Source organism: Grimontia kaedaensis (genome assembly GCF_023746615.1).
Classification (GTDB): Bacteria; Pseudomonadota; Gammaproteobacteria; order Enterobacterales; family Vibrionaceae; genus Enterovibrio; species Enterovibrio kaedaensis.
This window is the reverse complement of the sequence record NZ_CP082275.1, coordinates 1090708-1117699: the sequence shown is the minus strand read 5'-3', so window position 1 is coordinate 1117699 and position 26992 is coordinate 1090708. Positions and strand designations below refer to the sequence as shown.

The following is a 26992-nucleotide window of genomic DNA, read 5'->3' as shown; positions in this document are numbered from 1 at the left end:
CGTAGAGCACTTAGCATGAGCAGGAATGCTGTTCAGGAGTCCCTTTACACGACCATTTTCGGCACCGAAACTCGCGCCGGAAAGACCTTTGACGTTACTCTCATCATTATCATTCTGGCGTCAATCGCTGTATTGATGCTCGAATCTGTCGGCGAGATGCAGGCTAAATATGGGGATTGGTTCTTCACTATCGAGTGGGGGTTCACTCTTTTCTTTACCGTAGAGTATGCACTGCGCCTGTACTGCTCCCCTGCCCCCAAGGCGTATGCAAAGAGCTTTTACGGCATCGTCGATTTACTTGCCATTCTCCCAACCTACATCGCCATGCTCTTCCCAGGCGCAAATTATCTGATGGCAGTCCGATTGCTCCGGGTACTGCGTATATTCCGGGTTCTGAAATTGATGCGCTATCTGGAAGAATCAAACGTCTTATTGGCTGCTCTAAAATCGTCCAGCAGGAAAATCTTTATCTTCTTTTATGCGGTAATGGTATTGGTGACTATTTTTGGCTCTCTGATGTTTGTGATTGAAGGTCCAGAGCGCGGATTTACCAGCATTCCTTACAGTATTTACTGGGCCATCGTGACCATGACGACGGTCGGATATGGCGATTTGGTGCCCCAAACAGACATTGGCAAAGCATTGGCCTCGATAACTATGCTGATGGGTTACTCCATCATTGCGGTTCCCACTGGCATTATCACCGCTCAAATGGGGCAACAAATGACGACACAAAGACAAACGACGCTTTGCCCCAATTGTTCTAAACCAGGGCACGAAAATGACGCTGTTTTTTGTAAGTTTTGTGGTAGCGAACTGTCACAAAAAGAGAAACAAACGTAAACCAAACCTTGATACCCAAACAGCCTGAATCTTCAGATTTTTTGTTTATATTCATCGGGTTAAAGTAGAAAAGATGTTATCGCTATAAGCAATCCTGAATGTGGTATCTCAACGCAGTGAGCCATTTTTTGTCGTACCAAAAGCTTGCATGATTTCCATTTTGTCCTTCTAGGAAATCATTCGCTTATCTCCCCTCTTGAACTTCGAGCTTCTGGGCAGGCTTAATAACCAAAAAAGCGGAGCCATTAGGCTCCGCTTTTTGGTTTCATTCACCCATTAGAACTTATACCGTATACCGGCTTGCAGCTGGTCATCGTTTTGCTTGCCATCCAAGCGGTTAAATTCATAACCCGCATAGCCAACAAAGTTGTCAGTGACGTTGTAAACACCTTCAATTGCGTTGTAGTCGACATCATGGGAAGCATTATCTGAATCGCGATAGTTGAAGACATACCGGAAGACATAGTCATTGATGTTGTACGCCAGAGCAACCTCGTAACCATCTATATCAACGTTATCAACTTCACCGGCAACATAGAGAGCGCCAATGTAGAAATCGTCGAAGGTATAAGACAGAGCTACGTCATATTGGTCGACCTCAACACTGGCTAAGCCAGCCCCAGTTCTCTGATCGCCTGAAACGTAACCAGCACCGATATCCAGGCCAATGGTACTCTTGTAATAAACAGAGCCACCAGCAGAATCATTGTCCTTTTCGTCAGCAGCCACATAATTCAATGTCACTGTGACGCCAACTGGCGTTTCTACCATATAGACAAAGTTGTTTTCTAACTTGTCTTGGTTACCAACAACGATATCTGCCGCACTACCACCAAAGGTTTCCATGATATCGGTGACATTGGTCAGAATGACCTGAGAAGAGTCCTGCTTACCGTATGAGAAGGCACCAAAATTGGTGTCAAAGCCAGCGAACATGTATCGGTTGTTGATGTCGGAATCTTCCGTTGTCATTTCCGCTTCATAGAAGCCAAAAACACTAACACTGTCATTGACGCTGGTTTCTCCAGCAAAATGTAGCCTTGCACGACTCATATCTTTGAATGAGCTGTTGCCATTTGCGTTAACTTCATTTGCATCGGAAACATTGAATCGAGGCTCGATACGACCACCAATATCAAGTGCTGACTCATCACTGGAATAAACCGTGTATGCGTATGCATTAAAGCCCACTGCCGCGCCGATTATCGACGCTGTTACCATCGTTTTTTTCATTTCAATCATCCCTGCGGCTTTACAGCCGCTTGAGTTCCATCAAAACAACTGCACGTAATCGCGCCTACAACGATTAAAAAATAATTACGACAAGCGCCTGAACATCACAGCAAGAATCGCTCAAAGCCAGTAAAAATGGGCTCCCACAAATGAGATTATGAAAACAAACTCAATGAATGAGAGCGCTTATGGAAGCGCCAATAATGAACAGGAGAATTTAGATGTCTTCATGCAAACAATTTGGCGAATAATTTTTTAATATACCCAAACAACCTGAAGATGCCGGATTCAGCGAGGTTGACTGGCGTTGTGATCGCGGCGTCCCTTTGTAGGTGTAGTCACCTCCATCAAAAAGGGACAACAACGAGCACGACGTCAGTCAACTCGCCCGAAGGGAGGCCCTCAATGCGCCCACTTCTTCGTTAAATTCCACGGAAATAGAACCACTATTCCTCGCAAAATTTGCCTTGAATTGAACGCATTGATGACCTCTGAATGCGAGCATCTTCAGGTCGTTTGGGTATAGAGACAGGGCGCAAGGGAAAGGAAAGAAATAAAAAACGGAGCACTAAGCTCCGTTTAATTAAGTATGGGAATTTGGCTTATTTACGACGCCAAGTGGTGCCTGCTGCGCCGTCTTCCAGAACGATGCCCATTGCGGTCAACGCATCACGTGCCGCATCCGCCGCCGCCCAGTCTTTGCTTGCGCGTGCATCGTTACGCGCTTTGATCAGAGCTTCAATTTCCGCCACTTCATCATCGCCACCCGCGTTGCCTTGCAGGAAGGCTTCTGGGTCTTGCTCCAGCAAGCCAAGCACTTCAGCCAGTTCACGCATGCGCGCTGCCAGTTTCGAAGCCCCTTCTACGTCTTCGGCTTTCAGACGATTGATTTCGCGCGCCATGTCGAACAGCACTGAATACGCTTCTGGCGTGTTGAAATCATCATCCATTGCCGCTTTGAAACGCTCAATAAACTCTTCACCACCTTCCGCAGTGACTGAAAGATCAAGGCCACGCAGTGACGTGTACAGACGTTCCATCGACGCACGCGCTTGTTTCAGGTTCTCTTCGCTGTAGTTCAGTTGGCTGCGGTAGTGACCAGACATCAGGAAGTAGCGGACGGTTTCCGCATCGTAGTGAGCGAGGACGTCACGGATAGTGAAGAAGTTACCCAATGATTTGGACATCTTCTCGCGGTCAACCATCACCATGCCGCTGTGCATCCAAGTATTTACGTACTGGGTGTCATGTGCACAGCAAGATTGTGCAATTTCATTCTCATGGTGCGGGAAGGTCAGATCTGAACCGCCGCCGTGGATATCAAAATGATTACCGAGAATCGCAGAGTTCATTGCAGAACATTCAATGTGCCATCCCGGACGGCCTGGGCCCCAAGGAGATTCCCATGTTGGTTCACCCGGCTTGGACATTTTCCAAAGTACGAAATCCAGTGGGCTTTTCTTCGCTTCTTCCACGTCAACACGTGCACCCGCCTGAAGCTGGTCCAGATCCTGACGTGACAGCTTGCCGTATTCGTCAAACTTCGCCACTTCAAACAGCACATCGCCGTTAGAAGCAACATAAGCGAAACCACGCTCAATCAAACGCTCCACCAGCGCAATGATTTCATCGATGTACTGAGTGGCGCGAGGTTCAATATCTGGACGCTTCATGTTCAGCGCATCAAAGTCAGCATACATTTCACCGATCAGACGCTCAGTCAGTGAATCACAGCTTTCTCCGTTTTCAGCGGCTCGCTTGATGATCTTGTCATCGATGTCTGTGATGTTACGAACAAACTTCAGGTCGTAACCCAGAAAGCGCAGGTAACGCGAGACAACGTCGAATGAAACGAAGGTGCGGCCATGACCGATATGACACAAATCGTAAATGGTAACCCCACACACATACATGCCAACCTTGCCAGGATGGATAGGTTTGAATTCTTCTTTTTTCTTGGTGAGGGAGTTGTAAATCTTCAACATGGTAGTCGGGTTACCCATTACAAATATTAAATGATAAGAGGAATGGCATATTACACCTTTTCCGCCGAGTTTAGGCAAGGGTCAACAGAGGCGCGTGTACAATTAAAGCATGCAGGCGCTATGCTGAGTCATAAGGCTGATTTTTCTGGTGTGATCAGTTGAATGTCACGACCACTAGGATAGAATCAAACGTTCAAAGCTAAACGCGAATTTATAGGAACAAATCATGGTTACGCTTCATACCAACTTTGGTGACATCAAAATCCAACTGAACAGCGAAAAAGCGCCAGTGACTGCGGAAAACTTCCTGCAATACTGCCGTGACGGTTTTTACAACGGCACTCTGTTCCACCGCGTCATCGACGGTTTCATGATTCAAGGCGGCGGCATGGCTTCTGGCATGCAAGAAAAAGAAACCAACGCACCGATTAAAAACGAAGCTAACAACGGCCTGAGCAACAAAGTAGGTACCATTGCAATGGCACGTACTATGGAACCGCATTCAGCGAGCTCTCAGTTCTTCATCAACGTTAACAACAACACCTTCCTGGACTTCAAATCTGAAACGCCAGACGGTTGGGGTTACTGTGTATTCGGTGAAGTGGTTGAAGGTATGGACGTGGTTAACAAGATCAAAGACGTTGCTACCGGTAACTGGGGTTACGTTCATCAGGACGTACCTGTAGAAGAAGTGCTGATCGAAAGCGTGACTATCGAAGAATAAGGCACTGGGGGGCAGCAATGACTCGCTGCCCTTATATTATCTATGACCGTATTATTTATCTCTGATCTCCATCTCAGCCCTACCCATCCTGAAATTACCCAGTGCTTTTTGCGTTTTCTGAAAGAGGATGCTCCAAAGGCAAGCGCACTTTATGTGTTGGGCGACCTGTTTGAGTCCTGGATTGGCGACGACGACGGAACCCCGCTTCAAATTGAAGTGGCAGATGCTTTTAAAGCACTCAGCGATCTGGGTATCCCCATCTATTTCATTCATGGAAACCGTGATTTTCTGGTCGGTAAACAATTTGCCAAAGCATCCGGCATGACTCTGCTGCCTGAGCACCAGGTAATAGATTTGTTCGGTAAGCCCACGCTCATCATGCATGGCGACACATTGTGTATTCAGGATGAAGGGTATCAGCGCTACCGTAAAAAAGTGCACAACCCGCTAATCCAGTGGCTGTTCTTTAGATTGCCGCTTTCCGTCAGGCGCCGTATCGGCGAAAAAATCCGGGCTGGTAGCACCAAAAGCAACATGGAAAAGTCGGAAGACATCATGGATGTCGACCAATCTGAAGTGCTACGTGTGATGAAAGACAGTGACGTGACGCAACTTATTCATGGTCACACCCACAGACCGGACATTCATGACATTCGCCTTGGAAATGATCCGGCTCAACGAATCGTACTCGGTGATTGGTACACTCAAGGCTCTGTTTTGGTCTGTACAGAAGAAGGCTGCACACTGCAAACCCGCGCGTTTTAAATGCTCGATGAAAATCACTGCAAGCTGATCGAACGGTCAAGATGAGAAAAGCATGATTTTTATCATTAATTTTCTTCGCAAAATATCAGCCATTATTAGCACTCTCGAATATGAGACCTGTTATACAATTGATTTCGTAATCCTCTTTAAGGAATTGTTGGCATTTTATGCGTTCAAACATTGCACGGCAGGCGATCTATAACTCAGAGCAAAAAATCATTGCTTATGAGTTGTTGTTTCGTGAAGGCTGCTGTGATTCTTTTCCTTGTATCGAATCTGACATCGCCACTGACAGTGTGCTGAATGATTTATTCTGCGAGACAACCGGCGGCGTCACGCGTATTTCTGATGGCCTTCCCTGCTTCGTGAACTTCTGTTACGGCAGCCTTATTCAAGGCAAAGCACTTAACTATCCGGCTGAAGAATTAGTTATTGAGGTGCTTGAAGATTGTGTGGCAGATGCTGAGCTATACAAAGCACTGGAAGATCTGAAGTCCCGCGGTTATCAAATCGCGTTTGATGATTTTGTTCCGTCGTCCGACTGGCTCCCTTTCCTTCGATTAGCAGATTACGTGAAAATAGACTTCCGGGCACAGACCCTGACTCAGATTTCCCAGTTTGTCAGCAAATATCGAAAGCGTTTTGACTTTAAACTACTGGCCGAAAAAATAGAGACTGACGAGGAATATCACGCAGCGCTTGTAATGGGCTTCGACCTGTTTCAAGGCTATCAACTGAGTAAACCTGAACGTATTTTCTTTTCAAACGTCGCTTAACGTTCAATCATACCAATCACAGTAGGTAGCTGATCAGAAATAGCGCAGGAAAAATGCTCGAGAACAAGGCGGAAAATTTCGATAAGTATTTATTATACAATAAAATTTTCAACGCAGTTATCGAACATTTTAACAAGCTAGGATGAGCAAATATTTACTACGATTGGTATCAGCACTCCACATGAAAAAAGGAACCATTCGGTTCCTTTTTTCTTTCAGACAAATTGCCATTATTTCATTGTTGGCATAATAAAATCGGCATTTGCCCTGAGCCCGGTTGGCCACCGCGCGGTGATCGCCTTGCGTCTAGTGTAGAAGCGCACACCATCAGGGCCGTGCACATGAAGTGAACCAAACAGTGAACGCTTCCAACCGCCAAAGCTATGGAATGCCATTGGCACAGGGATGGGCACATTTACACCAACCATACCTACCTGAATTTCATGACAGAACTGACGCGCAGCATCACCATTTTGGGTGAAGATTGCCGTACCGTTACCAAACTCATGTTCATTAATCAGTTTCACCGCCGTCGCATAATCTGGTACGCGAACAACAGATAACACAGGCCCAAAAATTTCGTCGCGATAGATAGTCATCTCTGGTGTGACATTATCGAACAAGCAACCACCCAGGAAGTAGCCATCTCCACCTTCAGCCTGAACACCGCGGCCATCAACGAGGAGGTCCGCTCCCTCTTCCACACCTTTCGCAACATAGCCTTCCACTTTGCTCAGGTGTTCTTTCGTTACCAAAGGCCCCATTTCCATACCTTCAATCACGCCATTACCAACACGAAGTTCTTTCACTTTTGGCGTCAGTTTTTCAATCAGGGCATCTGCCACGTTGCCTACCGCAACTGCCACAGAAATTGCCATACAACGCTCACCAGCAGAGCCGTAAGCCGCACCCATCAGGCCCGCAACCGCTTGATCCAGATCTGCATCAGGCATCACCACCATGTGGTTTTTCGCGCCGCCCAATGCCTGAACACGCTTACCGTGCGCCGATGCCGTGCTGTAGATGTATTCCGCAATTGGGGTGGAACCCACGAAGCTGACCGCTTGCACATCTGGGTGAGTCAGCAACACATCTACTGCCTCTTTGTCCCCATTGACCACATTGAATACGCCATCTGGCAAACCCGCTTCAGTCAGCAGCTCTGCGATACGTAGCGTTGAACTTGGATCCTTTTCCGAAGGTTTCATTACAAAGGTGTTACCACAGGCAATGGCAATCGGGAACATCCACATCGGCACCATCACCGGGAAGTTAAACGGCGAAATACCGGCCACCACACCCAATGGCTGATTGAGAGACCAGGCATCAATGCCCGAGCCAATTTGCTCTGTCATCTCGCCTTTCAATAAATGAGGAATACCGCAGGCAAACTCGACGACTTCCAGGCCACGGGTTAACTCGCCTTTGGCATCTTCCAGTACCTTGCCGTGTTCTTTAGTGATAAGCGCAGCGAGCTCGTCGATGTTTTCTTCTACCAACGCCTTGAACTTAAACATCACACGGGCTCGGCGAAGTGGCGACATTTCAGACCACGCAGGAAAAGCGGCTTTGGCAGAAGCAATTGCAGCTTCGGTTTCGGTCACTGACGCTAAAGAAACTTCGCCACTTTGCTCACCAGTCGCTGGGTTGAAAAGCGCTTGTTTGCGATCGCTTTCCGCTGTGTATTTGCCATCAATGTAGTGCGTTACAGACATATCCTTATATCCTCTTAAAGTTAAATCGCTTGCTTGATGGCGCGTTCCAGCGTGCTGACCATCTGATCGATATGTTTGGATTCCATAATAAGTGGCGGTGACATGGCGATGATGTCGCCCGAAGCGCGAACTAACACGCCATCGTAGAAGCAGCGTGTAAAGATGTCGTAGCCGCGTTTTCCGATTCCCTCACTGCTCGGCGCAAACTGAATGCCGGCAATCAAGCCAGTGTTTCGAACATCAATCACATTCGGCAAATTATCGAGCGAATGCAGTGCTTCTTCCCATTCGGTTTCCAACTGCCTTGCACGCTCGAATAAGTTCTCGTCACGGTAAATATCGAGCGTCGCCAACGCCGCTGCTGCCGCGACTGGGTGACCTGAATAGGTGTAACCGTGGAAAAGCTCTATCGTATCTTCCGGCGCGGCGTTCATGCAGGCGTCGTAAATACGATCACTCACCATTACTGCACCCATTGGAATCGCGCCGTTGGTCAAGGCTTTCGCTGTAGTCATAATGTCCGGCGTGACATCCCAGCGCTGTGACGCAAAGGCATCACCCAGACGGCCAAAGCCAGTGATCACTTCATCGAAGATCAACAGGATGTCGTGTTTGGCCGTAATTTCACGAAGACGTTTCAGATAACCTTTTGGCGGAAGAATAACACCACCTGAACCTGACATTGGCTCAATCATCACCGCGGCGATATTTTCAGCGCCGTGCAGGGCAATCAATTGTTCCAGCACCTCAGCACGTTCGACACCATGATCAGGCAACCCTTTGGAAAACGCATTTCGCTCTATGTCCAAAGTGTGTGGAAGATGAGCAACACTCGGCAGCAACTGACTGTTAAACGCTTTGCGGTTATTTACCATGCCGCCCACAGAGATTCCGCCAAATCCTGTGCCGTGGTAGCCCTGTTCACGGCCAATAAACATAGTGCGGTTGGCATGGCCTCGCGCACGCTGATAAGCCAGTGCAATTTTCAACGCCGTATCGGCAGATTCAGAACCCGAGTTGGTAAAGAACACACGGTTCAAATCGGCAGGCGCCAATTCTGCTAAACGTTCAGCGAGTTCAAATGGAAGAGGATGCCCCATTTGGAAGGTTGGCGCGTAGTCCAGCTCCTTAATTTGCTTGCTAACCGCGTCAGTAATTTGATCACGGCTATGACCCGCGTTGCAGCACCACAATCCGGCCGTCGAATCCAGCACTGAATTCCCCTCAACGTCGGTGTAATACATGCCTTCTGCTTTTGCGAGTAACCGTGGCGTGGTTTTGTACTGACGGTTTGCGGTGAAAGGCATCCAGAAGTTGTCCAAACGTGCTCCTTCACTCTGTGGTTTGTTCACTGCCATAGTCAGGGTTCCTTGCTTGCTTTCGTTGTTAACAAGATGTTGCCTAGCGGCCAATATTTGCAATACTATGTCAAATATAACGAACAGTAAACGTGTTTTGTTCAGTATCTAAAGAACAAATTGCACTAATTGTAAAATATTTTGAAATGGTGCACAGTGACCATATTCATCGCACATAACAGGGAAAAGGGGCTGCTATGACTTCGAACAAGTCTCGTCAAGACTGGGATGCACTCGCACAATCTATAACAATCAAAGGACAAGCATTCATCGATGGTGAATACCGCGATGCAGTTTCTGAAGAGACTTTTGCCTGCATCAGTCCGGTCGATGGTCGTGTGTTGGCCGATGTTGCCAGTTGCGACCTTGCTGACGCCAACCTCGCTGTCAGCAATGCCCGTGCAACGTTTGAGTCCGGCGTATGGGCTCACCTTCCCCCTGCCGAACGTAAGAAAGTCGTGATCCGTTTTGCGGAATTAATTGAAGAAAACGGTGACGAACTGGCACTCCTAGAAACACTGGACATGGGCAAACCTATCCGCTATTCCAAAGCGGTGGATGTAAATGGTGCCGCCCGAGCTATTCGCTGGTCAGGCGAAGCAGTCGACAAGATTTACGATGAACTCGCCCCCACTCCACACAATGAAATCGGTATGGTCACCCGTGAACCTGTGGGCGTTGTGGCCGCAATTGTGCCTTGGAACTTCCCCATGCTGATGGCGTGTTGGAAGCTTGGCCCTGCCCTCGCCTCCGGTAACTCTGTTGTCCTCAAACCCTCAGAGAAATCGCCACTCACCGCCATCCGTCTTGGTGAACTCGCCGTTGAGGCAGGTATGCCAAAAGGTGTGCTGAATGTACTCCCTGGTTTTGGGCATACAGTGGGCAAAGCGCTCGCACTGCACATGGATATCGATACTCTGGTGTTCACGGGCTCCACCAAAATCGCCAAACAACTGATGATTTACGCTGGCGAATCAAATATGAAGCGTGTCTGGCTGGAGGCTGGCGGTAAGAGCCCGAATATCGTCTTTGCTGATGCGCCAGATTTAGATGCTGCTGCCTCTGCTGCTGCCTCTGCCATTGCGTTCAACCAAGGCGAAGTCTGTACAGCCGGTTCACGATTGTTGGTGGAAGCGTCCATCAAAGATGTCTTTATCGAAAAGGTCGTCGAAAATCTGAAAGGCTGGCAACCGGGACACCCGCTAGACCCAGACACTCAGGTCGGTGCAGTCGTTGACCAACAGCAGTTGGATACCGTGCTGACGTACATCAACAAGGGCGCTCAAGGCGGCGCCAAGATGGTATGTGGCGGTAGCCGTGTCATGGCAGAAACCGGCGGTTTATTTGTCGAACCTACGGTGTTCGATAATGTGAACAATGATATGGCGATTGCCCGTGAAGAGATTTTCGGCCCTGTGCTGTCCGTGATCACCTTCGACACCCCAGAGCAAGCGGTCGCGATTGCCAACGATACCGACTACGGCCTTGCCTCTGCGGTATGGACATCTGACATCGGCAAAGCGCACAAAACCGCGAAAGCGCTGCGCACCGGCATGGTGTGGATTAACCAATATGATGGCGGCGACATGACAGCGCCATTTGGTGGCTACAAGCAATCAGGCAATGGACGTGATAAATCACTTCATGCGTTCGAGAAATACACAGAAGTTAAAGCCACCTGGATTGCGCTTTGATCTGACGATTTTCTAAATCAGATAAAAAAGACCGGCTCGATGAGCCGGTCTTATACATTCACTGAAGCAGTCTTATTTATCTTTCAGTTCGGTAGTGATAACAATCTTGCCTTCCAGCGTTTTATGCACCGGACACTTATCGGCAATTTCCAACAAACGCTGACGCTCGTCATCGGTTAGATCACCGAACAGCTCGATTTCACGGGACATGACCTCAACCTTCGCGTTGTTTTCATCACAGTGCTCGCAATCCGCACCGTGCTGACGACTGTGCGACAGGGTCACTTTTACATCATCCAACGGCAGCTTTTTACGATTAGCGTACATACGCAGCGTCATGGAAGTACACGCACCCAATCCAGCCAGCACATGTTCGTAAGGATCTGGTCCTAGATTATCGCCGCTGTAATCGACAGGTTCATCGGAAAACCACTGGTGATGGTCTGTTTGGATGGTACGGGTAAACTGTTTGTTATGCTCATGCACCAGCACCTCACCACGTTTCACGCCTTCTTCTGCCTCTTTGACCGGCGCTGCCCTGTCGATGTAGCGGTGTGACCAGGCTGCGATAAGCTCAGCTACATATTGCGCATCGTCTTTGTTGGTGAGCAAGTGATCGGCAGAATCCAGCGTCACAAAGCTCTTAGGATGCTTGGCGCGGGTGTAGATTTTCTCGGCTTCTTTAATCAGCACGATGTTATCGATTGGGGAATGCATCACCAGCAGTGGTACTCGAAGATTTTCGATATCGTCGTTGTCGGCGCGAATATCATCAAGGAATTGCTTTTTGATGGTGAAAGGACGACCTGCCAAAGAAAGCTCTGCTTCGCCTTCGGCCTCAATTTGTTCCACATGCGCTGCAAACTGTTTAGACACATGTTCAGCATCTGCTGGCGCGCCAATGGTCGCCACCGCTGACACTTCTGGAATGCGATGTGCCGCTGACAACACTGCACGACCTCCCAGACTGTGACCAATCAGCAGCAGTGGCGCTTCATAGTTATCGCGCAGGAAATCTGCCGCTGCGACCAAATCATCAACGTTGGAAGAAAAGTTAGTATTGGCGAAATCACCGTCACTGCCGCCCAGCCCCGTAAAGTCAAAACGAAAGACCGCAAAGCCGATGTTCACTAAAGCACGTGAAATACGGGAGGCTGCTGCGACATCTTTACCGCAAGTAAAGCAATGAGCAAACAACGCATAGCCTCTCGCATTTTGCTCTGGTGTCTCCAACATCCCAGCCAACTCAAGTCCATTGCTTAGGAAGGTAACTTTGTTTCTTTTCCCTGCCATTTCCGTCTCCCGGTTATTTGTTAGGTTTATACCCAAACAACCTGAAGATGCATGATTCAGCGAGATTGACTGGTGTTGTGATCGTGGCGTTCCTTTGCAGGTGTAGTCATCTCCATCAAAAAGGAACAACAAAGAACACGGCGTCAGTCAACTCGCCCGAAGGGAGGCCATAAATGCGCCCACTTCTTCGTTAAATTTCAACGGAATAAAACGACTACTCCTCGTGAAATTCACCTCGAATTGAATGCATTGATGGTCTCTGAATGCGAGCATCTCCAGGTCGTTTGGGTATACTTCATTTAGCTCACGCTAACATTCACAGACATGACCGGAACAGGGCATAAAAGATAACAAAGCGCCCCAAGCTTAAGCTTGAGACGCTTTAAACTGATGATTTAAGTATGAGGTTTATTGCAGTGCTTCTTTCAAGCGGTGATAAGTCATGCCGATAGCCAATAAAGGCGAGCGCAACAGCGGCCCACCTGGGAAAGTCATGTGCTTCACCTTGGCAAAAACATCGAAACGTTCTGCAGTCCCTGAGATCGCTTCTGCAATGACTTTACCCGCCATGTGAGTAGCATTAACACCGTGACCTGAATACGCCTGTGCATAGAAGATATTCAGGGCATCCGGCAACCGACCAATTTGCGGAAGACGATTAGCACCAATGCCAATCATGCCACCCCATTCGAAGTCGATACCAACACCTTTCAGTTGCGGAAACACCCGCTCCAGATTTGGCAGCAAGGCGCCAGTAATATCTTTCGGATCTTTTCCGGAATAGGTACACAACCCGCCGAAAAGTAACCGATTGTCGCCGGACAAGTGGTAGTAATCGAGTGCAATGCTGAGATCAGCGAAGGCCATATTCTTTGGAATAGTGCTGGTGACCTGATCATCGGTCAGCGGCTCTGTTGCAATAATATAGCTACCCGCCGGTAGCACCTTTCCGCCGATATAAGGCTCGAGTTTGTGACCAATATAAGCATTACCTGCCAGTAGCAGATAGCTGCATGTTACCTGCCCTTGCGCTGTTTTCACGACCGGCTTTTGGCCTTTAATGATTTCCGTCGCTGCACTGTCTTCAAATAGTTGAACTCCAAGCCCCGCTGCAGCCGCCGCTTCGCCTGTCACCAGGTTCAGAGGATGTAAATGACCACTACCCATGTCCAACATGCCGCCGATATAGCGGTCAGACCCAATCACTTCCGCAAGATCTGCTTTTTCGAGCATACGGATTTCATGGGGATACCGATTTGCAATCAGATCATCAAAATCTTCCTGAAGTTCCTTCATGTGGGAAGGCTTCATTGCCAGATCACAATATCCCATCGCGAGATCGCAATCGATGCTGAACGCTTCCACACGATCTTTGACGATCTGCACCGCTTCCAATCCCATCTGACTGATGGCAGCGACACCCTCTTTACCTATCTGATTGGTAAACTGCTCTATGCCATGACCAATACCGCGGATCAGTTCGCCTCCATTGCGGCCCGACGCCCCCCATCCAATCTTGTTGGCTTCCAGCACAGCAACGGAATAGCCACGTTGAGCCAACTCAATCGCACTGTTAACACCGCTGAATCCACCACCAACAATACAAACGTCCACGCTGATAGATTCAGTCAGAACCGGATAGCGCTGAGGATACTTTGCCGTTGCTGCGTAAAAAGAGGAAGTATGGGGAAGATTTGATGATGTATGCGCCATGCCTCACATCCTTTGTAAAATATAATTAACAAAGGTTACCGTATTTACATCGTCTTAGTGAAGCAAAAAATATACGCTTTGCTCGCTATTCAATACTGGTTTCCACTGCGCCCAAGGAATGGGGAAAGCTTTATTTGACCTGATTAATCTCCTTTCATCAAAGAAAGATAATGATCAACAAGACGAATATTCGCCGTATATCGCTGATTTATATTTTTTACATAATGACGATAGCATCACAAAACACTTGATTACTGCCCCAGTGAAAGTAGGATTGCTTGTTCAAAATCTATTACAGTGATTGGGCACGCTTACAAAAACCCAATTAAAGCAGGGAGAGTCGAACATTGGACATTGGTGCAAACCTTAAAGCCGTTAGAAAAAGTCGCGGACTATCGCAACGCGAACTCGCTAAACGCGCAGGCGTAACCAACAGTACCATCTCGATGATTGAGAAAAATAGCGTTAGTCCCTCCGTCAGTTCACTGAAAAAGGTCTTGTCAGGCATTCCCATGTCTTTGGTGGAATTTTTCTCCGCCGATATTGGTCAAACCGAATCTGCACCTGTCGTCTATCGTCAGCAAGATCTGCTTGAAATTGGCGACGAGTCTGTTTCTATGAAGCTCATTGGTAAAGAGTTCCCGAATCGCGCCATCTCGGTGCTTTCTGAAACCTATCCGCCAGGCGGGCATTCCGGTGAAGAGATGCTTCAGCATGAAGGTGAAGAAGCGGGTTTGGTTGTGGAAGGCAAGCTCGAACTGACAGTCGGTGACGATATTTTCGTTCTGGAAGTCGGCGACAGCTATTACTTTGACAGTAACCGCCCACATCGTTTTGCCAACCCATTCGATGCCACTTGCCGTCTGTTCAGCGCAACCACGCCCGCAAATTTCTAAGCGAGCCCAATTTCAGAAAAACGCCCGACTGAGGGCATTTTCTTTTAGATGCCAAACTTATCCCGCACTGTGTAATACCAGGCTCCCAGTGCCGAAAATGGTACGCTGAGAAGATGCCCTCCTGGGAAAGGCAAGTGCGGCAAATCAGCAAACGCATCAAATCTCTCTGCCTGCCCCTTCAGCACTTCTGACATCAATCTTCCCGCTAAGTGGGTGTATGTAACACCGTGACCACTGCAGCCCTGTGAGTAATAAATATTGCTGCCAATACGCCCTACTTGCGGCAAACGGGACAAAGTCATCAGGAAATTACCCGTCCAACGGTAATCAATGTTCACACCGCTCAGCTGCGGAAAAGTCTTCAGCATTTTTGGTCGGATAATCGCATCTATGTCAGCTGGGTCACGCGCACCATAAACCACACCACCGCCATAAATCAGACGCTTATCACCAGACAGCCTGAAGTAATCAAGAAGATAGTTACAGTCCTCCACGCAGTAATCCTGCGGGAGTAAACTTTGCGCCTGCTGTTCGGTCAGTGGTTCAGTGGCAATCACCTGTGTTCCACACGGCATAGATTTGGCACGAAGCTCTGGCATCAGGTTACCGAGGTAAGCATTGCCTGCAACGATGACGAAAGAGGCGGTAACAGAGCCTTGCTCCGTCACCACTTTCGCCGGCTCACCACGTTTAATGTTCACCACTGGCGAGTGCTCGTAGATTTTTCCACCCAAGCTTTCCACCGCTGCGGCTTCCCCCAAGGCAAGGTTCAAGGGGTGAATGTGACCGCCCGATTTATCCAGCAAGCCACCGACATAACGCTCCGTATCGACAACCGAACGGATATCGCTTTCGCTGAGCATTTCCAGTTGGGTGTTGCCGTACTTTTCCCAAAGCGCTTTTTGGCTTTCCAGTTCATGCATCTGCTTGGCATTGAGTGCTGCAAACACGCCGCCGTCCTTTAGATCGCACTGGATGTTATATTTCTCTACGCGCTCACGAATGATTTTCCCGCCTTCAAAGGCCATCTCGCCAAAAAGGCCAATCTTTTCTTTACCGACGGTTTTCTCAATCACATCAATATCGCGACTGAAGCTATTCACTATCTGGCCACCGTTGCGGCCTGAGGCTCCCCACCCAACTTTGGCGGCTTCCAGCACCACAACCTTGAAACCAGCTTCAAGTAAATGCAGTGCGGATGAAAGCCCCGTATAACCGGCACCAACAATGCAGATATCTGTAGTGATATCTTCATTCAGCACTTCGCGCAGCGCTGAAGTGTTGGCAGAAGCGGCGTAATACGAAGGCGCATGTGCCTGACTGGCTTCCTGTATGGTGTGTTGAGACTGATTTTGTTGGTTCTGAATCGAACTGACTTGTTCCATGATGACAATCCTATTCCTGAAGCTCTTGGTTAAGGCGCTTCATGTCTTCCAGCGATTTTTGCTCTGCGCGACGCGCCACGTACCAGGACAAAAACGCAAACAGCGACACAACCAAAATGATGATGGTGGCAAGTGCATTGATTTTCGGTGAAACCCCAAGCCTGACAGAAGAAAAGACCACCATAGGCAACGTGGTAGAACCTGGTCCAGAGACGAAGCTCGCGATAACCAGATCATCAAGGGAAAGACTGAAGCTCAGAAGCCATCCCGCCACCAGCGCAGGGGCAATCATGGGTACCGTGATAACGAAGAAGACTTTAAACGGTGTCGCACCTAAATCCATACCTGCCTCTTCAATCGAGAAATCCAGTTCCCTGAGTCTTGAAGAGACCACCACTGCGACATATGCAGCACAGAAAGTAGAGTGCGCAATCCATACCGTGGTCATACCGCGCTCTGCTGGCCAACCGAACAGCTCGCCCATCTGCACAAACAGAAGCAGTAAGGACAAACCGATAATGACATCTGGCATGACGAGCGGTGCGGTGATCATATTGGAGAGTGTTAACCGTCCCCATGAACGTCGGAATCGCGTCATCACGAAGGCTGCTAACGTGCCAATGATCACCGCCATGGTAGAGCTATAGAACGCAATGCGAAGGCTAGTCCAAACCGCCTGCAGGATTTGCTCGTCTTTGAACAGCTCGGCATACCATTTGGGCGAGAACCCACCCCAGACGGTGACCAGTTTGGAAGCATTAAAAGAGTAAATCACCAGGATCAGCATGGGCAGGTAGAGGAAAACCAAACCTACCCAGAGCATGACCGTCGAAAATTGCCAGCGTTTCATCGGTCAGCCTCCATGTCCTTGGACTGATAATGGTGGAATAGCGTGATTGGGATGATGAGCAAAAGCAGCATCACAATCGCCAATGCAGAAGCCACCGGCCAATCACGGTTATTGAAGAATTCCTGCCACAACACTTTACCGATCATCAGGGTTTCAGGGCCGCCCAGAAGTTCAGGGATCACCACTTCACCCACCACGGGAATGAACACCAGCATAGAGCCTGCGATAATGCCGCCTTTCGATAGCGGTAAGGTCACTTTCCAGAAGGTGTTGAAGTTACGTGAGCCCAGGTCTGCCGCGGCTTCCAACAAGCTGCCATCCAGCTTCACCAGATTGGCGTATAGCGGAAGCACCATAAATGGCAGGTAGGTATAAACAATACCAATGTAGACCGCAGTGTTGGTATTGAGGATCTGGATAGGATCGGAAATAACGCCCAGCCACATCAGGGTATTGTTGATGATCCCTGTGTTGCTAAGTAGACCCATCCAGGCGTACACACGGATCAAAAATGAAGTCCAGGATGGCAGCATGATCAGCAGCAAAAGTACCGTTTGCATTCTCGCTGGCGCGCGGGCAATTGCGTATGCCATCGGGTAACCCAAAAGCAAACAGCCTAGCGTTGATACAAAGGCGATTTTTACCGAGCTCAGATAGGCAAGGTAGTAGAGGTCATCATCCAGAATCCGTAAGTAGTTCTCGAGATTCAGCGTGATTTCGATGACTTCATCGACATAAGTAACAATGGCTTCGTAAGGAGGAATGGCCAACGCAGCCATCGAAAAACTGATTTTAAATACGATTAGGAATGGCACAGCAAAGAAGAGCAGCAGCCAAAGGTAGGGAATACCCATGGTGATGTGCCGTCCCTTGGGAAACAGCATCTTATTTTTGTGCGGCGCTTTGCTTGGTGCTGGCGTTTTGGTCTGGGAGTTCGTCAAGGTCGTCATACGCGCAATACCACACCACCGGTGGCCTCCCAACTGATGAAGACTTCGTCGTCCCAGGTTGGACGGTCTTGATGGCGTGAAACATTAGCCATGCTGCACATCACCACTTTGTTGCTTGGTAACTTCACGTAGTACATGGATGTGCCGCCAAGATAGGCAATGTCATGAACCGTGCCTTTAGACCAGTTGTATTCACCGTCCGGTTGCTCTCGGCTAATAAAGGCTTTTTCAGGGCGAACTGCCAGCCAGACTTTTCTGTCTTCCACATTAGTTGCCACACCGTGACCCACGTAGATTTGTTGCGCGGTGTCGCTGGACGAAATGACACAGTGATCAGTTTCATCCACCACTATTTCGCCTTCAAACAGGTTCACCGAACCAATGAATTCGGCAATCATGCAGCTGTTTGGCGACTCGTAAATATCTGTGGGTGTGCCAGTTTGGGCAATCCAGCCTTCATGCATGATGGCTATGCGCCCTGCCATGGTCATGGCTTCTTCCTGATCGTGGGTTACCATCACACAGGTCACGCCAACACGCTCCAGAATATCCACCACTTCTAACTGCATCTGGTTACGAAGCTTCTTGTCCAATGCACCCATCGGCTCATCAAGCAGTAAGAGTTTCGGGCGTTTCGCCAGCGATCTTGCCAACGCCACACGCTGACGCTGACCACCTGACAATTGGTGAGGCTTACGCTTGGCATATTGCTCCATGTGCACCAGTTTCAGCATCTCTTTAACACGCTCTTGAATATCAGCTTTTTTGAGCTTGTCCTGCTTCAGACCAAACGCAATATTCTGCTCCACCGTCATGTGTGGAAACAAGGCGTAAGACTGGAACATCATGTTGATGGGCCTGTCATAGGGCGCCATATCGGTAATGTCTTCCCCATCGAGATAGATGCGTCCGCTAGACGGAGTTTCAAAACCCGCCAGCATACGAAGCAAGGTCGACTTCCCGGAGCCGGAGCCTCCCAGTAAGGAGAAAATCTCGCCTTTCTCGATCGTTAAGGAAACATCATCCACCGCGCGGACATCGCCATAAAGCTTGCTGACACGATCAATTTTCAATAGCTCCGGCTTGTGCGCGCCGTTACCATTTCCATTAGAGTTGCTGGTCACCATTTCATCCTCCCTGTGGCTATCTGAAACACATGAAAATAGGGAGCTGAATCCTCAGCTCCCTTTCTCAGCCATTACTGGCCGGTTTTCATGCGCGTCCAGGTGCGGTTGGACGTGCGACTGATTTTCAGCGGAAGCACTTCTGAGACAAAGAGCTTGTCCATCACTTCCTGAGGCGGATAAATAGAAGGGTTGTTCAGAACTTCCGGGTCAACCAGCTTGTTAGAGGCTGGATTTGGGTTCGCATAGGCCACGTAATCCGTGATTGGCGCGATAACCTCAGGACGCATGATGTAGTTCATAAAGGTATGGGCGTTTTTGGCATTTTTCGCATCAGCCGGAATCGCCATCATGTCGAACCAAAGCTGTGCGCCTTTGCTTGGAATCGAGTAGTCAATCACCTGGCCATTGCCCGCTTCTTCAGCACGATAAGCCGCCTGGAAGATGTCACCGGAGAAGCCGTAGGCCAGACAAATATCGCCGTTCGCTAAATCGGTGATGTAGCGCGATGAATGGAAATAGGTCACGTAAGGGCGGATTTTCGCCAGCACTTCACCTGCTTCCTTGTAGTCGCCTTTCTTGGTGGAGTTAGGATCTTTGCCGATGTATTGAAGCACCTGAGGCATCACCTCGTCGGCAGAATCTACGACTGCAATGCCGCAATCTTTAAGCTTTGCGGCATATTTAGGGTCTAGCAGCAAATCCAGCTTGTTTTCTGGAATGTCGTCGCCCAAACGTTCTTTTACTTTATCGACGTTGTAGCCAATACCATTAGTGCCCCACATGTAGGGAATCGCGTATTGGTTACCCGGGTCAGCCATTTCCAAGCGCTTCATCAGTTTTGGGTCCAGGTTGCCACTGTTGGTCAAAAGACTCTTATCCAGAGGCTGAAAAGCACCCGCTTTGATTTGTTTAGCGAGGAAGTTATTCGAAGGGACAACCAAATCATAACCTGAGTTACCCGACAGCAGCTTGGCTTCCAGCACGTCATTGCTGTCGTAAACATCATAGGTAACCTTGATGCCAGTCTCTTTCTCGAAGTTTTCTATCGTGTCTTCCGCGATATAGTCACTCCAATTGTAAATTCGAAGGATTTCTTCAGCCTGTAGCCCGGTTGAAACCATCAATCCTGCCAACACAACGGCAGAAATTTTGTTGCGGATTACCATCTTCATGTTTTCTCCTTTTGGCTCGAATCCCATCGAGCGCGTTACTACATTCCAATGTCCAAACCAGAGCCGAACTTTTGCTCTTTAGCTCTAGTTTTGATGGTTTGCCGGCACCAGAATCTATTGACCTTTGCTGCCGACAGAATTCAATACTTGTTGGGCTAAAGCACACCCTTATCCTCGAGTTCCTGCAGCGTTAAATCCAATGCCAGTTTGGCTTTGTGAATCAGTTCGTCCACCTCAGCACGGGTAATAACTAAAGGCGGGCTGATAATCATGGTGTCACCACAGGCACGCATCACAAGGCCATTTTCTACGCTGATATCACGGCATACTTCGCCAATACCAACTTCCTCATCGAAGCGTTTTCGGGTTGCTTTGTTTTGTACCAGCTCAATCGCCGCTACCAGCCCGACACCTCGCGCTTCACCCACCAGGGGATGCTCAGCCAGCTTTTGCCATTGGGATTGCAAGTAAGGCCCAATATCTTCCTTTACATACTGAACCAGATTTTTCTCTTTCATCACTTTAAGATTTTCCAGCGCAACCGCTGCTGCTACCGGATGACCGGAATAGGTATAGCCGTGGTTAAAATCACCGCCTTTCTCTTCAAAAGCGTTGGCAACGCGGTCGCTGACAATCACACCCCCCATAGGGATGTAGCCGGAAGTCATGCCCTTCGCTATTGGCATAAAGTCCGGTTTGATATCGAACGTCTGGCTGCCAAACCATTCACCGGTACGGCCAAAACCACATATAACCTCATCCGCAATCATCAGGATGTCGTACTTCGCCAGAATACGATTGATTTCTGGCCAATATGTCGAAGGCGGAATGACGACTCCACCAGCACCTTGAACGGGCTCAGCGATAAACGCTGCAACCTTGTCTTCACCAATTTCCAGAATCGCTTTTTCCAGTTCCCGTGCGGCTTTTACACCAAATTCTTCCGGAGTCAGTTCGCCCCCTTCACCAAACCAATAAGGCTGGGGAATATGGTGAATGCCAGGAATGGGAAGGCCACCCTGTTTATGCATGGCTTTCATGCCGCCCAAGCTTGCTCCTGCAACCGTGGAACCGTGGTAACCGTTATGACGACCAATGATAGTGAACTTTTCCGGCTGACCTTTCAGTGTCCAATAGTGGCGAACCATACGCAGGACCGTGTCGTTGGATTCAGAGCCTGAGCCGGCGAAGAACACTTGATTCATATGATCCGGTGCGAGATCAGCAATCTCTTTTGCCAACTCGACCACGGGCGGATGGGCACACTGGAAAAAGCTGTTGTAATAAGGGAGCTCTAGCATTTGGCGGTGAGCTGCATCTGCAAGACGCTTTTCGCCATAACCAATATTGGTACACCAAAGCCCTGCCATACCATCAAGAATACGGTTGCCGTCACTGTCCCAAATGTATACGCCTTGCGCACGAACAATCATGCGCGCTCCCTTTTCCCTTAGCGCTTTATGGTCGCTGAATGGATGAAGATAATGGGCGTTGTCCAAAGCTTGCAGCGTTTGGGTATCTGGGTGTTGCACGACGTGTGTCATTCTGACCTCCACATCCTTGAAGTTTGAAACATTGGCAACCGTCTTGGTTGTCTCCCTTGTAAAACAATGACTAAACGAGTCTGACCGCCTTCACATTACACAGTCAGCAACAGGAACTCTCGCTCCCAAGAACTGATCACGCGTTTGAAGTTCTCTTGCTCTTTACGTTTCACGGCGATATATCCGCGGGCAAAGGACTCACCAAGGTACTCCGCTACCTCATCGCAGTTTTCCATCATCTCCAGTGCTGCTTCTAGTGTGTAAGGCAGTATTGGGCTTCTGATTTCGTAACCACGTCCCTGTGCTGGCGGCGTTGGTTTCAGATCGCGAACCATACCGATGTAGCCACACAACAGACTTGCTGCAATAGCAAGATAACTATTGGCATCCGCGCCTGGTAGTCGGTTTTCTACTCGGCGTGCCTGTGGTGAACAGCTCGGCACACGAAGACCACAAGTACGGTTTTCTTCGCCCCACTCCACATTTACCGGTGCTGAGGTATCAGGCAGGAATCGGCGAAATGAATTCACGTTCGGGGCAAACATTGGCAGCATTTCAGGAATAAACTGCTGAAGGCCAGCGATATGTCCGTAAAATAAAGAAGAACTGGTACCATCTTCATTGGTAAAAACGTTCTTACCTGTTTTAGCGTCAACAATGCTTTGGTGCAGGTGCATCGCACTGCCTGGTTCATCAGTAATAGGCTTAGACATAAAGGTCGCGACAACCTGATGCTTGAGCGCGGCTTCACGCAGCGTGCGTTTAAACAGGAACACCTGATCAGCCAATATCAGAGGATCACCATGACGGAAATTGATTTCCATCTGCGCAACACCCTCTTCATGGATCAAGGTATCAATAGCAAGTCCTTGCGTTTCACACCATTCGTACATGTCTTCGAACAGCGGGTCGAATTCGTTTGCTGCATCAATCGAAAAGGACTGACGCCCAGTTTCCATGCGACCAGAACGGCCAATCGGCGGCTCAAGAGGTAAGTCTGGATCCTCGCAACGTGCTGTCAGGTAAAACTCCATTTCCGGTGCGACAACCGGCTTCCAGTTTTTCTCTTCGTAGAGCTTCAGCACTTTTTTCAATACATTGCGTGGTGTCAGCTCAATGGGGTTACCCATCTTGTCGAAGGTGTCGTGAATGATCTGCGCGGTTTTCTCGACCGTCCATGGCAGGAGGTAGACCGCGTCTTCGTCAGGCTTACAGATAAAATCGATATCTGCTTCATCAAGCAACGCGTAGTAGATATCATCATCTACATAGTCACCCGTCACAGTTTGCAACAAAACACTCTCCGGAAGACGCATTTCACCTTCATTAATGAACTTATCGACTGGTGCAATCTTCCCGCGCGCGATGCCTGATAAGTCGCTGACAACGCACTCAACTTCCGTAATCTCGTTTTCTTTCAACCACTTCTTAAGCTTGTCCATATTCTTTCTCACGCTGATTCGCCCTTATTCGGCAGGCTTCCCCAAACATATCGAAGATAGCTGAATAAAAAGGATTTTTCGTGACCTTCCACTCAGGATGCCACTGAACACCTAAGGCGAAATTTTTTGCATCGATGACAGAGACAGCCTCTATCAGTCCGTCCGGGGCGTATGCTTCTGGTCGCAGTCCTTTGCCTAGTCTGTCGATGCCCTGGGTATGGACAGAGTTCACGTCAGCAGAAGTGCGACCCCAAGCCTCGTAGAGAAGCCCCCCAGGTTCGATGTTAATGGTGTGAGAAATGCCGTATTGGATATCAACGGAAGCCGTTTTGTCTTCGCGGTGTTCGATATATCCGCCCACCTCATGAAGCTTTTGATGCAGGGTGCCACCCATGGCGACATTGAGTTCCTGAAAACCACGGCATATAGCAAGTACAGGCACACCCAATTCAATTGCAAGAGCGAGAAGTGGCAGAGTAGTCGCATCACGGGCGGGGTCGTGCTCAGTGCCTTCTTCGCTCGCTGCTCCCTGATAATGGTGTGGTTCAATGTTTGATGGAGAGCCAGTAAACAAAATGCCGTCCAATGATGTCAGCATGCGCTTCATCGGTAAGTCTTGGCCTAATGCAGGAATGACCATTGGGCATGCACCCATGGCGTCGGTGACGCTTCTGACGTACTTATCGCCAGCAATATGGAAAGGATGCAGACCCAGCTGAGAGGTACACCCTGTCACACCAATCATTGGGATAGTTGAATATTCCATATCTTCCTCTGCATTTCCGGCCGAGTCTCAAAGCAAATCACTGCTTACTATCAGTATGCTATGCGTTCGTTTTTTTTCACGCTACACGTTAAAAATAAATTACGCAAGTGACGCACACAACAATTTCTATCTATTTATTCATCATTTTCTTAACATCGATAACCTTATGTTCTTACGAGGCTTATCGTATTGATTTGAAGTAAAAACTGAGGTTTTGTGAAGTGGAGCGCTGTTGACATAATCAATCCTTTACTATTCACTCAGAACTACACAACGAGGTGATTGATATAATTTACACTCAGGTAGGTGTTTCATGCGATATCAAACAGACAGGGAAATGTTTACACCTGAAGATGCACAGTTACCGGATGCGAAAGAGGCCATTGAATTCCTTGAGCAGAATCCGGATATCGAGTTTGTTGATTTGCTCTTACTCGACATGAACGGCATCGTGCGTGGCAAGCGTGTAGAGAAGGACAAGCTACAGAAAGCCTACGAGCAGGGGATTGCTCTGCCAATTTCCATTTACGGCATGAATATCAAAGGCACTCCTGTTGAAGAAACTGGATTAGGGCTTGAAATCGGCGAGTCTGATGCGATTTGTTACCCGGTAGCAGGCTCACTCACCCGCCAGCCTTGGCAAAAAAGGCCCATCGCCCAGTTGATGCTGGAAATGTATGAAGACAAGGAAACGCCACTTTTCGCTGACCCGCGAATGATCTTACGCCGCATTGTCCGCCAGTTTAAAGCCCGTGGACTGACGCCCGTTTCAGCCTATGAGCTCGAATTCTACCTGATTGACAGCAAGGCGCCCGGCAACGCTCCTCTTCCTCCCGTTTCGCCGATCACTGGCAAGCGACCTGAAAATACTCAGGTGTACTCGCTCGATGAACTGGATGAATACGCAGAGCTTCTTACCCAAATCATCGAAGCCGCGCGCGAACAAGGCTTGCCCGCCGATACCATTGTTGCAGAATCTGCGCCCGGCCAGTTTGAAATTAACCTCAAGCACACGGATGATGCACTCGCTGCGTGTGATCATTCCATCCTACTCAAACGTGTTATCAAGCAAGTCGCCCATGACAATGACCTCGATACCACCTTTATGGCCAAGCCCTATGCAGATCAGGCAGGCAACGGCATGCACCTTCATATCAGCCTTCTCGATGACGATGGCAATAATGTGTTCGAGCCACAAGCCGAAGGTGAAATGACAGATATGCTCCGCCATGCGCTTGGCGGTATGTTAGCGCTGATGCCACAGTACTTGGCAATCATGTGTCCAAACATCAACTCATACCGCCGTTTTGCACCAGATTTTTACGTACCGAATGCTGCAACTTGGGGTATCGAAAATCGCACCACGGCCCTTCGTATTCCGGGCGATATTCCTGCTGCGACGCGCATCGAACACCGTGTGGCAGGTACAGATGCCAACCCTTACCTGATGATGGCAGCTTTACTGGCATCCATCATGTATGGCATTGACAACAAAATTGAACCTTCAGAGCCTGTGGTTGGTAATGCTTACGACTTGGATAACGAGCCACTGCCAACCAACCTTCGGGATGCATTGCGTGAACTTTCAGCGTCTAATGCAATGCGACAGTCCCTCGGCACCGACTTTGTAGACGTATTCGTCACCTGCAAAGAAAAAGAGCTTGAAGAGTTTGAGCAGCACGTTACTGCGCTCGAATACGATTGGTACTTGCACGCCTTCTGATTTCTCGCCTTTCCCCAGACCGTTTTTATCACGGTCTGGGTCGGCACTTCACCTTGACTCACTCCACGCTCACTTGGACAATACCGCCGTTATTTATTCAACGCGGTTTCGAGCTATGACGACAGCGCTGTGCCCTTGTGGCAGCCAAAAACCTTACAGCGAATGCTGTGAGTCCATTCATCAAAATCACGCCAATGCCGACCATCCAGAAAAGCTGATGCGTTCTCGCTATTCTGCACACGTAAAGGGCCTGGTTGATTATGTAGTGAAAACCTATCATCCCTCTTGTGGCGCGGAGCAACATCGTGCCGCAATCGCTGATTCGGTTAACAGCGAATGGTTGATGCTGGAAGTACTATCAAGCTCAGTTGATCCGGGCGGAAAACAAGGTTTCGTTGAATTCAAAGCCCATTACAAAGACGCTAATAAGCAATATTGCCTGCACGAGAAATCTCGCTTCGTCACAGAAGTAAAGGACGGTGAGACACTTTGGTATTACATCGACGGTGAATACCCGAAGGCTGAGAAAGTTGGGCGTAATGATCCCTGCCCATGCGGTAGCGGTAAAAAACACAAGAAGTGCTGTGGTTAAAAAACCATCAAGCTTTTAAGCACTGAGCCTATATAAAGGGGGAACGATCAAGGAGCAGTAATATGACTTGGTTCCCCAATATCTCCGACTATTCGCCCCAAAAAGTGAATAATGTCGTTAAACAGGACAAAACTAAACAGCAGCAGCAAAAGCATGCACGTCAAAAACAGTATGACGAAAAGCAGGAAAATGATCATGCGAAGGGCGAAAACAAGAAAAGTGATGGATTGTTAGATATTTACGTGTAACACCTTCGCAATAGCACATCTTACCCAGTAAGAAATCAAATAGCCTCATCTCCGGTATTTTTGATAATAGATGCGACAAAGTTTCTCGGTTCTACTCTACCCTTGTCATTCATTACTTCTTCTTTTTTGGACGTTTAGTATTTAACCAGTACCGAATTCTCTAAACACGCAAATTTCTTGTTGCAATATTTAAAGAGT

The 26992-nt window shown here is 48.7% G+C and carries 23 protein-coding genes; 9 read left to right on the top strand and 14 right to left on the bottom strand.

The features are described 5' to 3' along the window. The first annotated feature begins 15 nt into the window (after positions 1-15). Positions 16-843, top strand: coding sequence for an ion transporter (locus K6Q96_RS05340; RefSeq protein ID WP_251878420.1), 828 nt, complete (start codon positions 16-18; stop codon positions 841-843). 276 nt (positions 844-1119) lie between these two features. On the opposite strand, the gene K6Q96_RS05335 is transcribed toward K6Q96_RS05340, so the two are convergent. Both K6Q96_RS05335 and cysS read right to left on the bottom strand, forming a co-directional pair. Further along, on the bottom strand, positions 1120-2076 hold the full coding sequence (locus K6Q96_RS05335) for a porin (RefSeq protein ID WP_251878418.1): 957 nt from the start codon (positions 2074-2076) through the stop codon (positions 1120-1122). 602 nt (positions 2077-2678) lie between these two features. Then, positions 2679-4061: a cysteine--tRNA ligase gene (cysS, locus tag K6Q96_RS05330; RefSeq protein WP_251878416.1), complete on the bottom strand. Its 1383-nt coding sequence runs from the start codon at positions 4059-4061 to the stop codon at positions 2679-2681. Between the two features lie 226 nt (positions 4062-4287). On the opposite strand from cysS, the gene K6Q96_RS05325 reads away from it, so the two are divergent. The 3 genes from K6Q96_RS05325 to K6Q96_RS05315 all read left to right on the top strand — a co-directional run bounded on the left by K6Q96_RS05325 (position 4288) and on the right by K6Q96_RS05315 (position 6326). Continuing rightward, complete coding sequence (locus K6Q96_RS05325) at positions 4288-4785, top strand: peptidylprolyl isomerase (protein ID WP_002542184.1); 498 nt, start codon at positions 4288-4290, stop codon at positions 4783-4785. A 42-nt stretch (positions 4786-4827) separates the two neighbouring features. After that, positions 4828-5550 (top strand): UDP-2,3-diacylglucosamine diphosphatase, encoded by a 723-nt coding sequence (lpxH, locus tag K6Q96_RS05320; RefSeq protein ID WP_251878414.1) that lies wholly within the window; start codon positions 4828-4830, stop codon positions 5548-5550. A gap of 167 nt (positions 5551-5717) precedes the next feature. Further along, a complete protein-coding gene (locus K6Q96_RS05315) occupies positions 5718-6326 on the top strand; it encodes an EAL and HDOD domain-containing protein (protein WP_251878412.1) in 609 nt (202 codons plus the stop codon). 230 nt (positions 6327-6556) lie between these two features. Here K6Q96_RS05315 and K6Q96_RS05310 read toward each other — a convergent pair whose 3' ends face one another. Together K6Q96_RS05310 and aptA are read right to left on the bottom strand one after the other, a co-directional pair. Beyond that, positions 6557-8041 carry a CoA-acylating methylmalonate-semialdehyde dehydrogenase gene (locus K6Q96_RS05310; protein ID WP_251878410.1) on the bottom strand — a complete coding sequence of 495 codons (1485 nt, stop codon included), beginning with the start codon at positions 8039-8041 and terminating at the stop codon, positions 6557-6559. 20 nt (positions 8042-8061) lie between these two features. After that, complete coding sequence (gene aptA / locus K6Q96_RS05305; RefSeq protein WP_251878409.1) at positions 8062-9399, bottom strand: omega-aminotransferase AptA; 1338 nt, start codon at positions 9397-9399, stop codon at positions 8062-8064. Between the two features lie 197 nt (positions 9400-9596). Here aptA and K6Q96_RS05300 point away from each other — a divergent pair, with 197 nt between their 5' ends. Further along, positions 9597-11093: an aldehyde dehydrogenase gene (locus K6Q96_RS05300; RefSeq protein ID WP_251878407.1), complete on the top strand. Its 1497-nt coding sequence runs from the start codon at positions 9597-9599 to the stop codon at positions 11091-11093. 72 nt (positions 11094-11165) lie between these two features. Here the strand turns inward: K6Q96_RS05300 and K6Q96_RS05295 are convergent, their stop codons facing one another. Both K6Q96_RS05295 and K6Q96_RS05290 read right to left on the bottom strand, forming a co-directional pair. Beyond that, a complete protein-coding gene (locus tag K6Q96_RS05295; protein ID WP_251878405.1) occupies positions 11166-12386 on the bottom strand; it encodes a bifunctional alpha/beta hydrolase/OsmC family protein in 1221 nt (406 codons plus the stop codon). A gap of 408 nt (positions 12387-12794) precedes the next feature. After that, positions 12795-14099, bottom strand: a complete 1305-nt coding sequence (locus K6Q96_RS05290; protein WP_251878404.1) for an NAD(P)/FAD-dependent oxidoreductase — start codon at positions 14097-14099, stop codon at positions 12795-12797. 347 nt (positions 14100-14446) lie between these two features. Here K6Q96_RS05290 and K6Q96_RS05285 point away from each other — a divergent pair, with 347 nt between their 5' ends. Then, positions 14447-14995 (top strand): cupin domain-containing protein, encoded by a 549-nt coding sequence (locus K6Q96_RS05285; protein WP_062662571.1) that lies wholly within the window; start codon positions 14447-14449, stop codon positions 14993-14995. A 44-nt stretch (positions 14996-15039) separates the two neighbouring features. Here the strand turns inward: K6Q96_RS05285 and K6Q96_RS05280 are convergent, their stop codons facing one another. The 8 genes from K6Q96_RS05280 to K6Q96_RS05245 all read right to left on the bottom strand — a co-directional run bounded on the left by K6Q96_RS05280 (position 15040) and on the right by K6Q96_RS05245 (position 24231). Beyond that, positions 15040-16380, bottom strand: coding sequence for an NAD(P)/FAD-dependent oxidoreductase (locus tag K6Q96_RS05280; RefSeq protein ID WP_251878402.1), 1341 nt, complete (start codon positions 16378-16380; stop codon positions 15040-15042). Between the two features lie 10 nt (positions 16381-16390). Next, positions 16391-17230, bottom strand: coding sequence for an ABC transporter permease subunit (locus K6Q96_RS05275; RefSeq protein WP_002542171.1), 840 nt, complete (start codon positions 17228-17230; stop codon positions 16391-16393). After that, positions 17227-18084 (bottom strand): ABC transporter permease subunit, encoded by an 858-nt coding sequence (locus tag K6Q96_RS05270; protein ID WP_434802163.1) that lies wholly within the window; start codon positions 18082-18084, stop codon positions 17227-17229. The genes K6Q96_RS05275 and K6Q96_RS05270 overlap by 4 nt, the downstream gene beginning before the upstream one ends. Positions 18085-18176: 92 nt before the next feature. Next, entirely contained in the window at positions 18177-19307 is a 1131-nt protein-coding gene (locus K6Q96_RS05265) for an ABC transporter ATP-binding protein (RefSeq protein ID WP_251878400.1), read from the bottom strand. A gap of 71 nt (positions 19308-19378) precedes the next feature. Beyond that, entirely contained in the window at positions 19379-20479 is a 1101-nt protein-coding gene (locus K6Q96_RS05260; protein WP_251878399.1) for a polyamine ABC transporter substrate-binding protein, read from the bottom strand. Positions 20480-20634: 155 nt separating this feature from the next. Continuing rightward, positions 20635-22023: an aspartate aminotransferase family protein gene (locus K6Q96_RS05255; protein ID WP_251878397.1), complete on the bottom strand. Its 1389-nt coding sequence runs from the start codon at positions 22021-22023 to the stop codon at positions 20635-20637. A 95-nt stretch (positions 22024-22118) separates the two neighbouring features. After that, positions 22119-23465 carry a glutamine synthetase family protein gene (locus K6Q96_RS05250; RefSeq protein WP_353621783.1) on the bottom strand — a complete coding sequence of 449 codons (1347 nt, stop codon included), beginning with the start codon at positions 23463-23465 and terminating at the stop codon, positions 22119-22121. Continuing rightward, positions 23452-24231, bottom strand: a complete 780-nt coding sequence (locus K6Q96_RS05245) for a gamma-glutamyl-gamma-aminobutyrate hydrolase family protein (protein ID WP_251878393.1) — start codon at positions 24229-24231, stop codon at positions 23452-23454. Before K6Q96_RS05245 ends, K6Q96_RS05250 begins: the two co-directional genes overlap by 14 nt. Positions 24232-24544: 313 nt before the next feature. On the opposite strand from K6Q96_RS05245, the gene K6Q96_RS05240 reads away from it, so the two are divergent. The 3 genes from K6Q96_RS05240 to K6Q96_RS05230 all read left to right on the top strand — a co-directional run bounded on the left by K6Q96_RS05240 (position 24545) and on the right by K6Q96_RS05230 (position 26794). Next, positions 24545-25954, top strand: a complete 1410-nt coding sequence (locus K6Q96_RS05240) for a glutamine synthetase family protein (protein WP_251878391.1) — start codon at positions 24545-24547, stop codon at positions 25952-25954. 115 nt (positions 25955-26069) lie between these two features. Further along, the gene (locus K6Q96_RS05235) at positions 26070-26546 is read left to right on the top strand and encodes a YchJ family metal-binding protein (RefSeq protein WP_251878389.1); all 477 of its coding nucleotides are present in this window, start codon (positions 26070-26072) and stop codon (positions 26544-26546) included. Positions 26547-26608: 62 nt separating this feature from the next. After that, complete coding sequence (locus K6Q96_RS05230) at positions 26609-26794, top strand: hypothetical protein (protein ID WP_251878387.1); 186 nt, start codon at positions 26609-26611, stop codon at positions 26792-26794. Positions 26795-26992 lie beyond the last annotated feature (198 nt).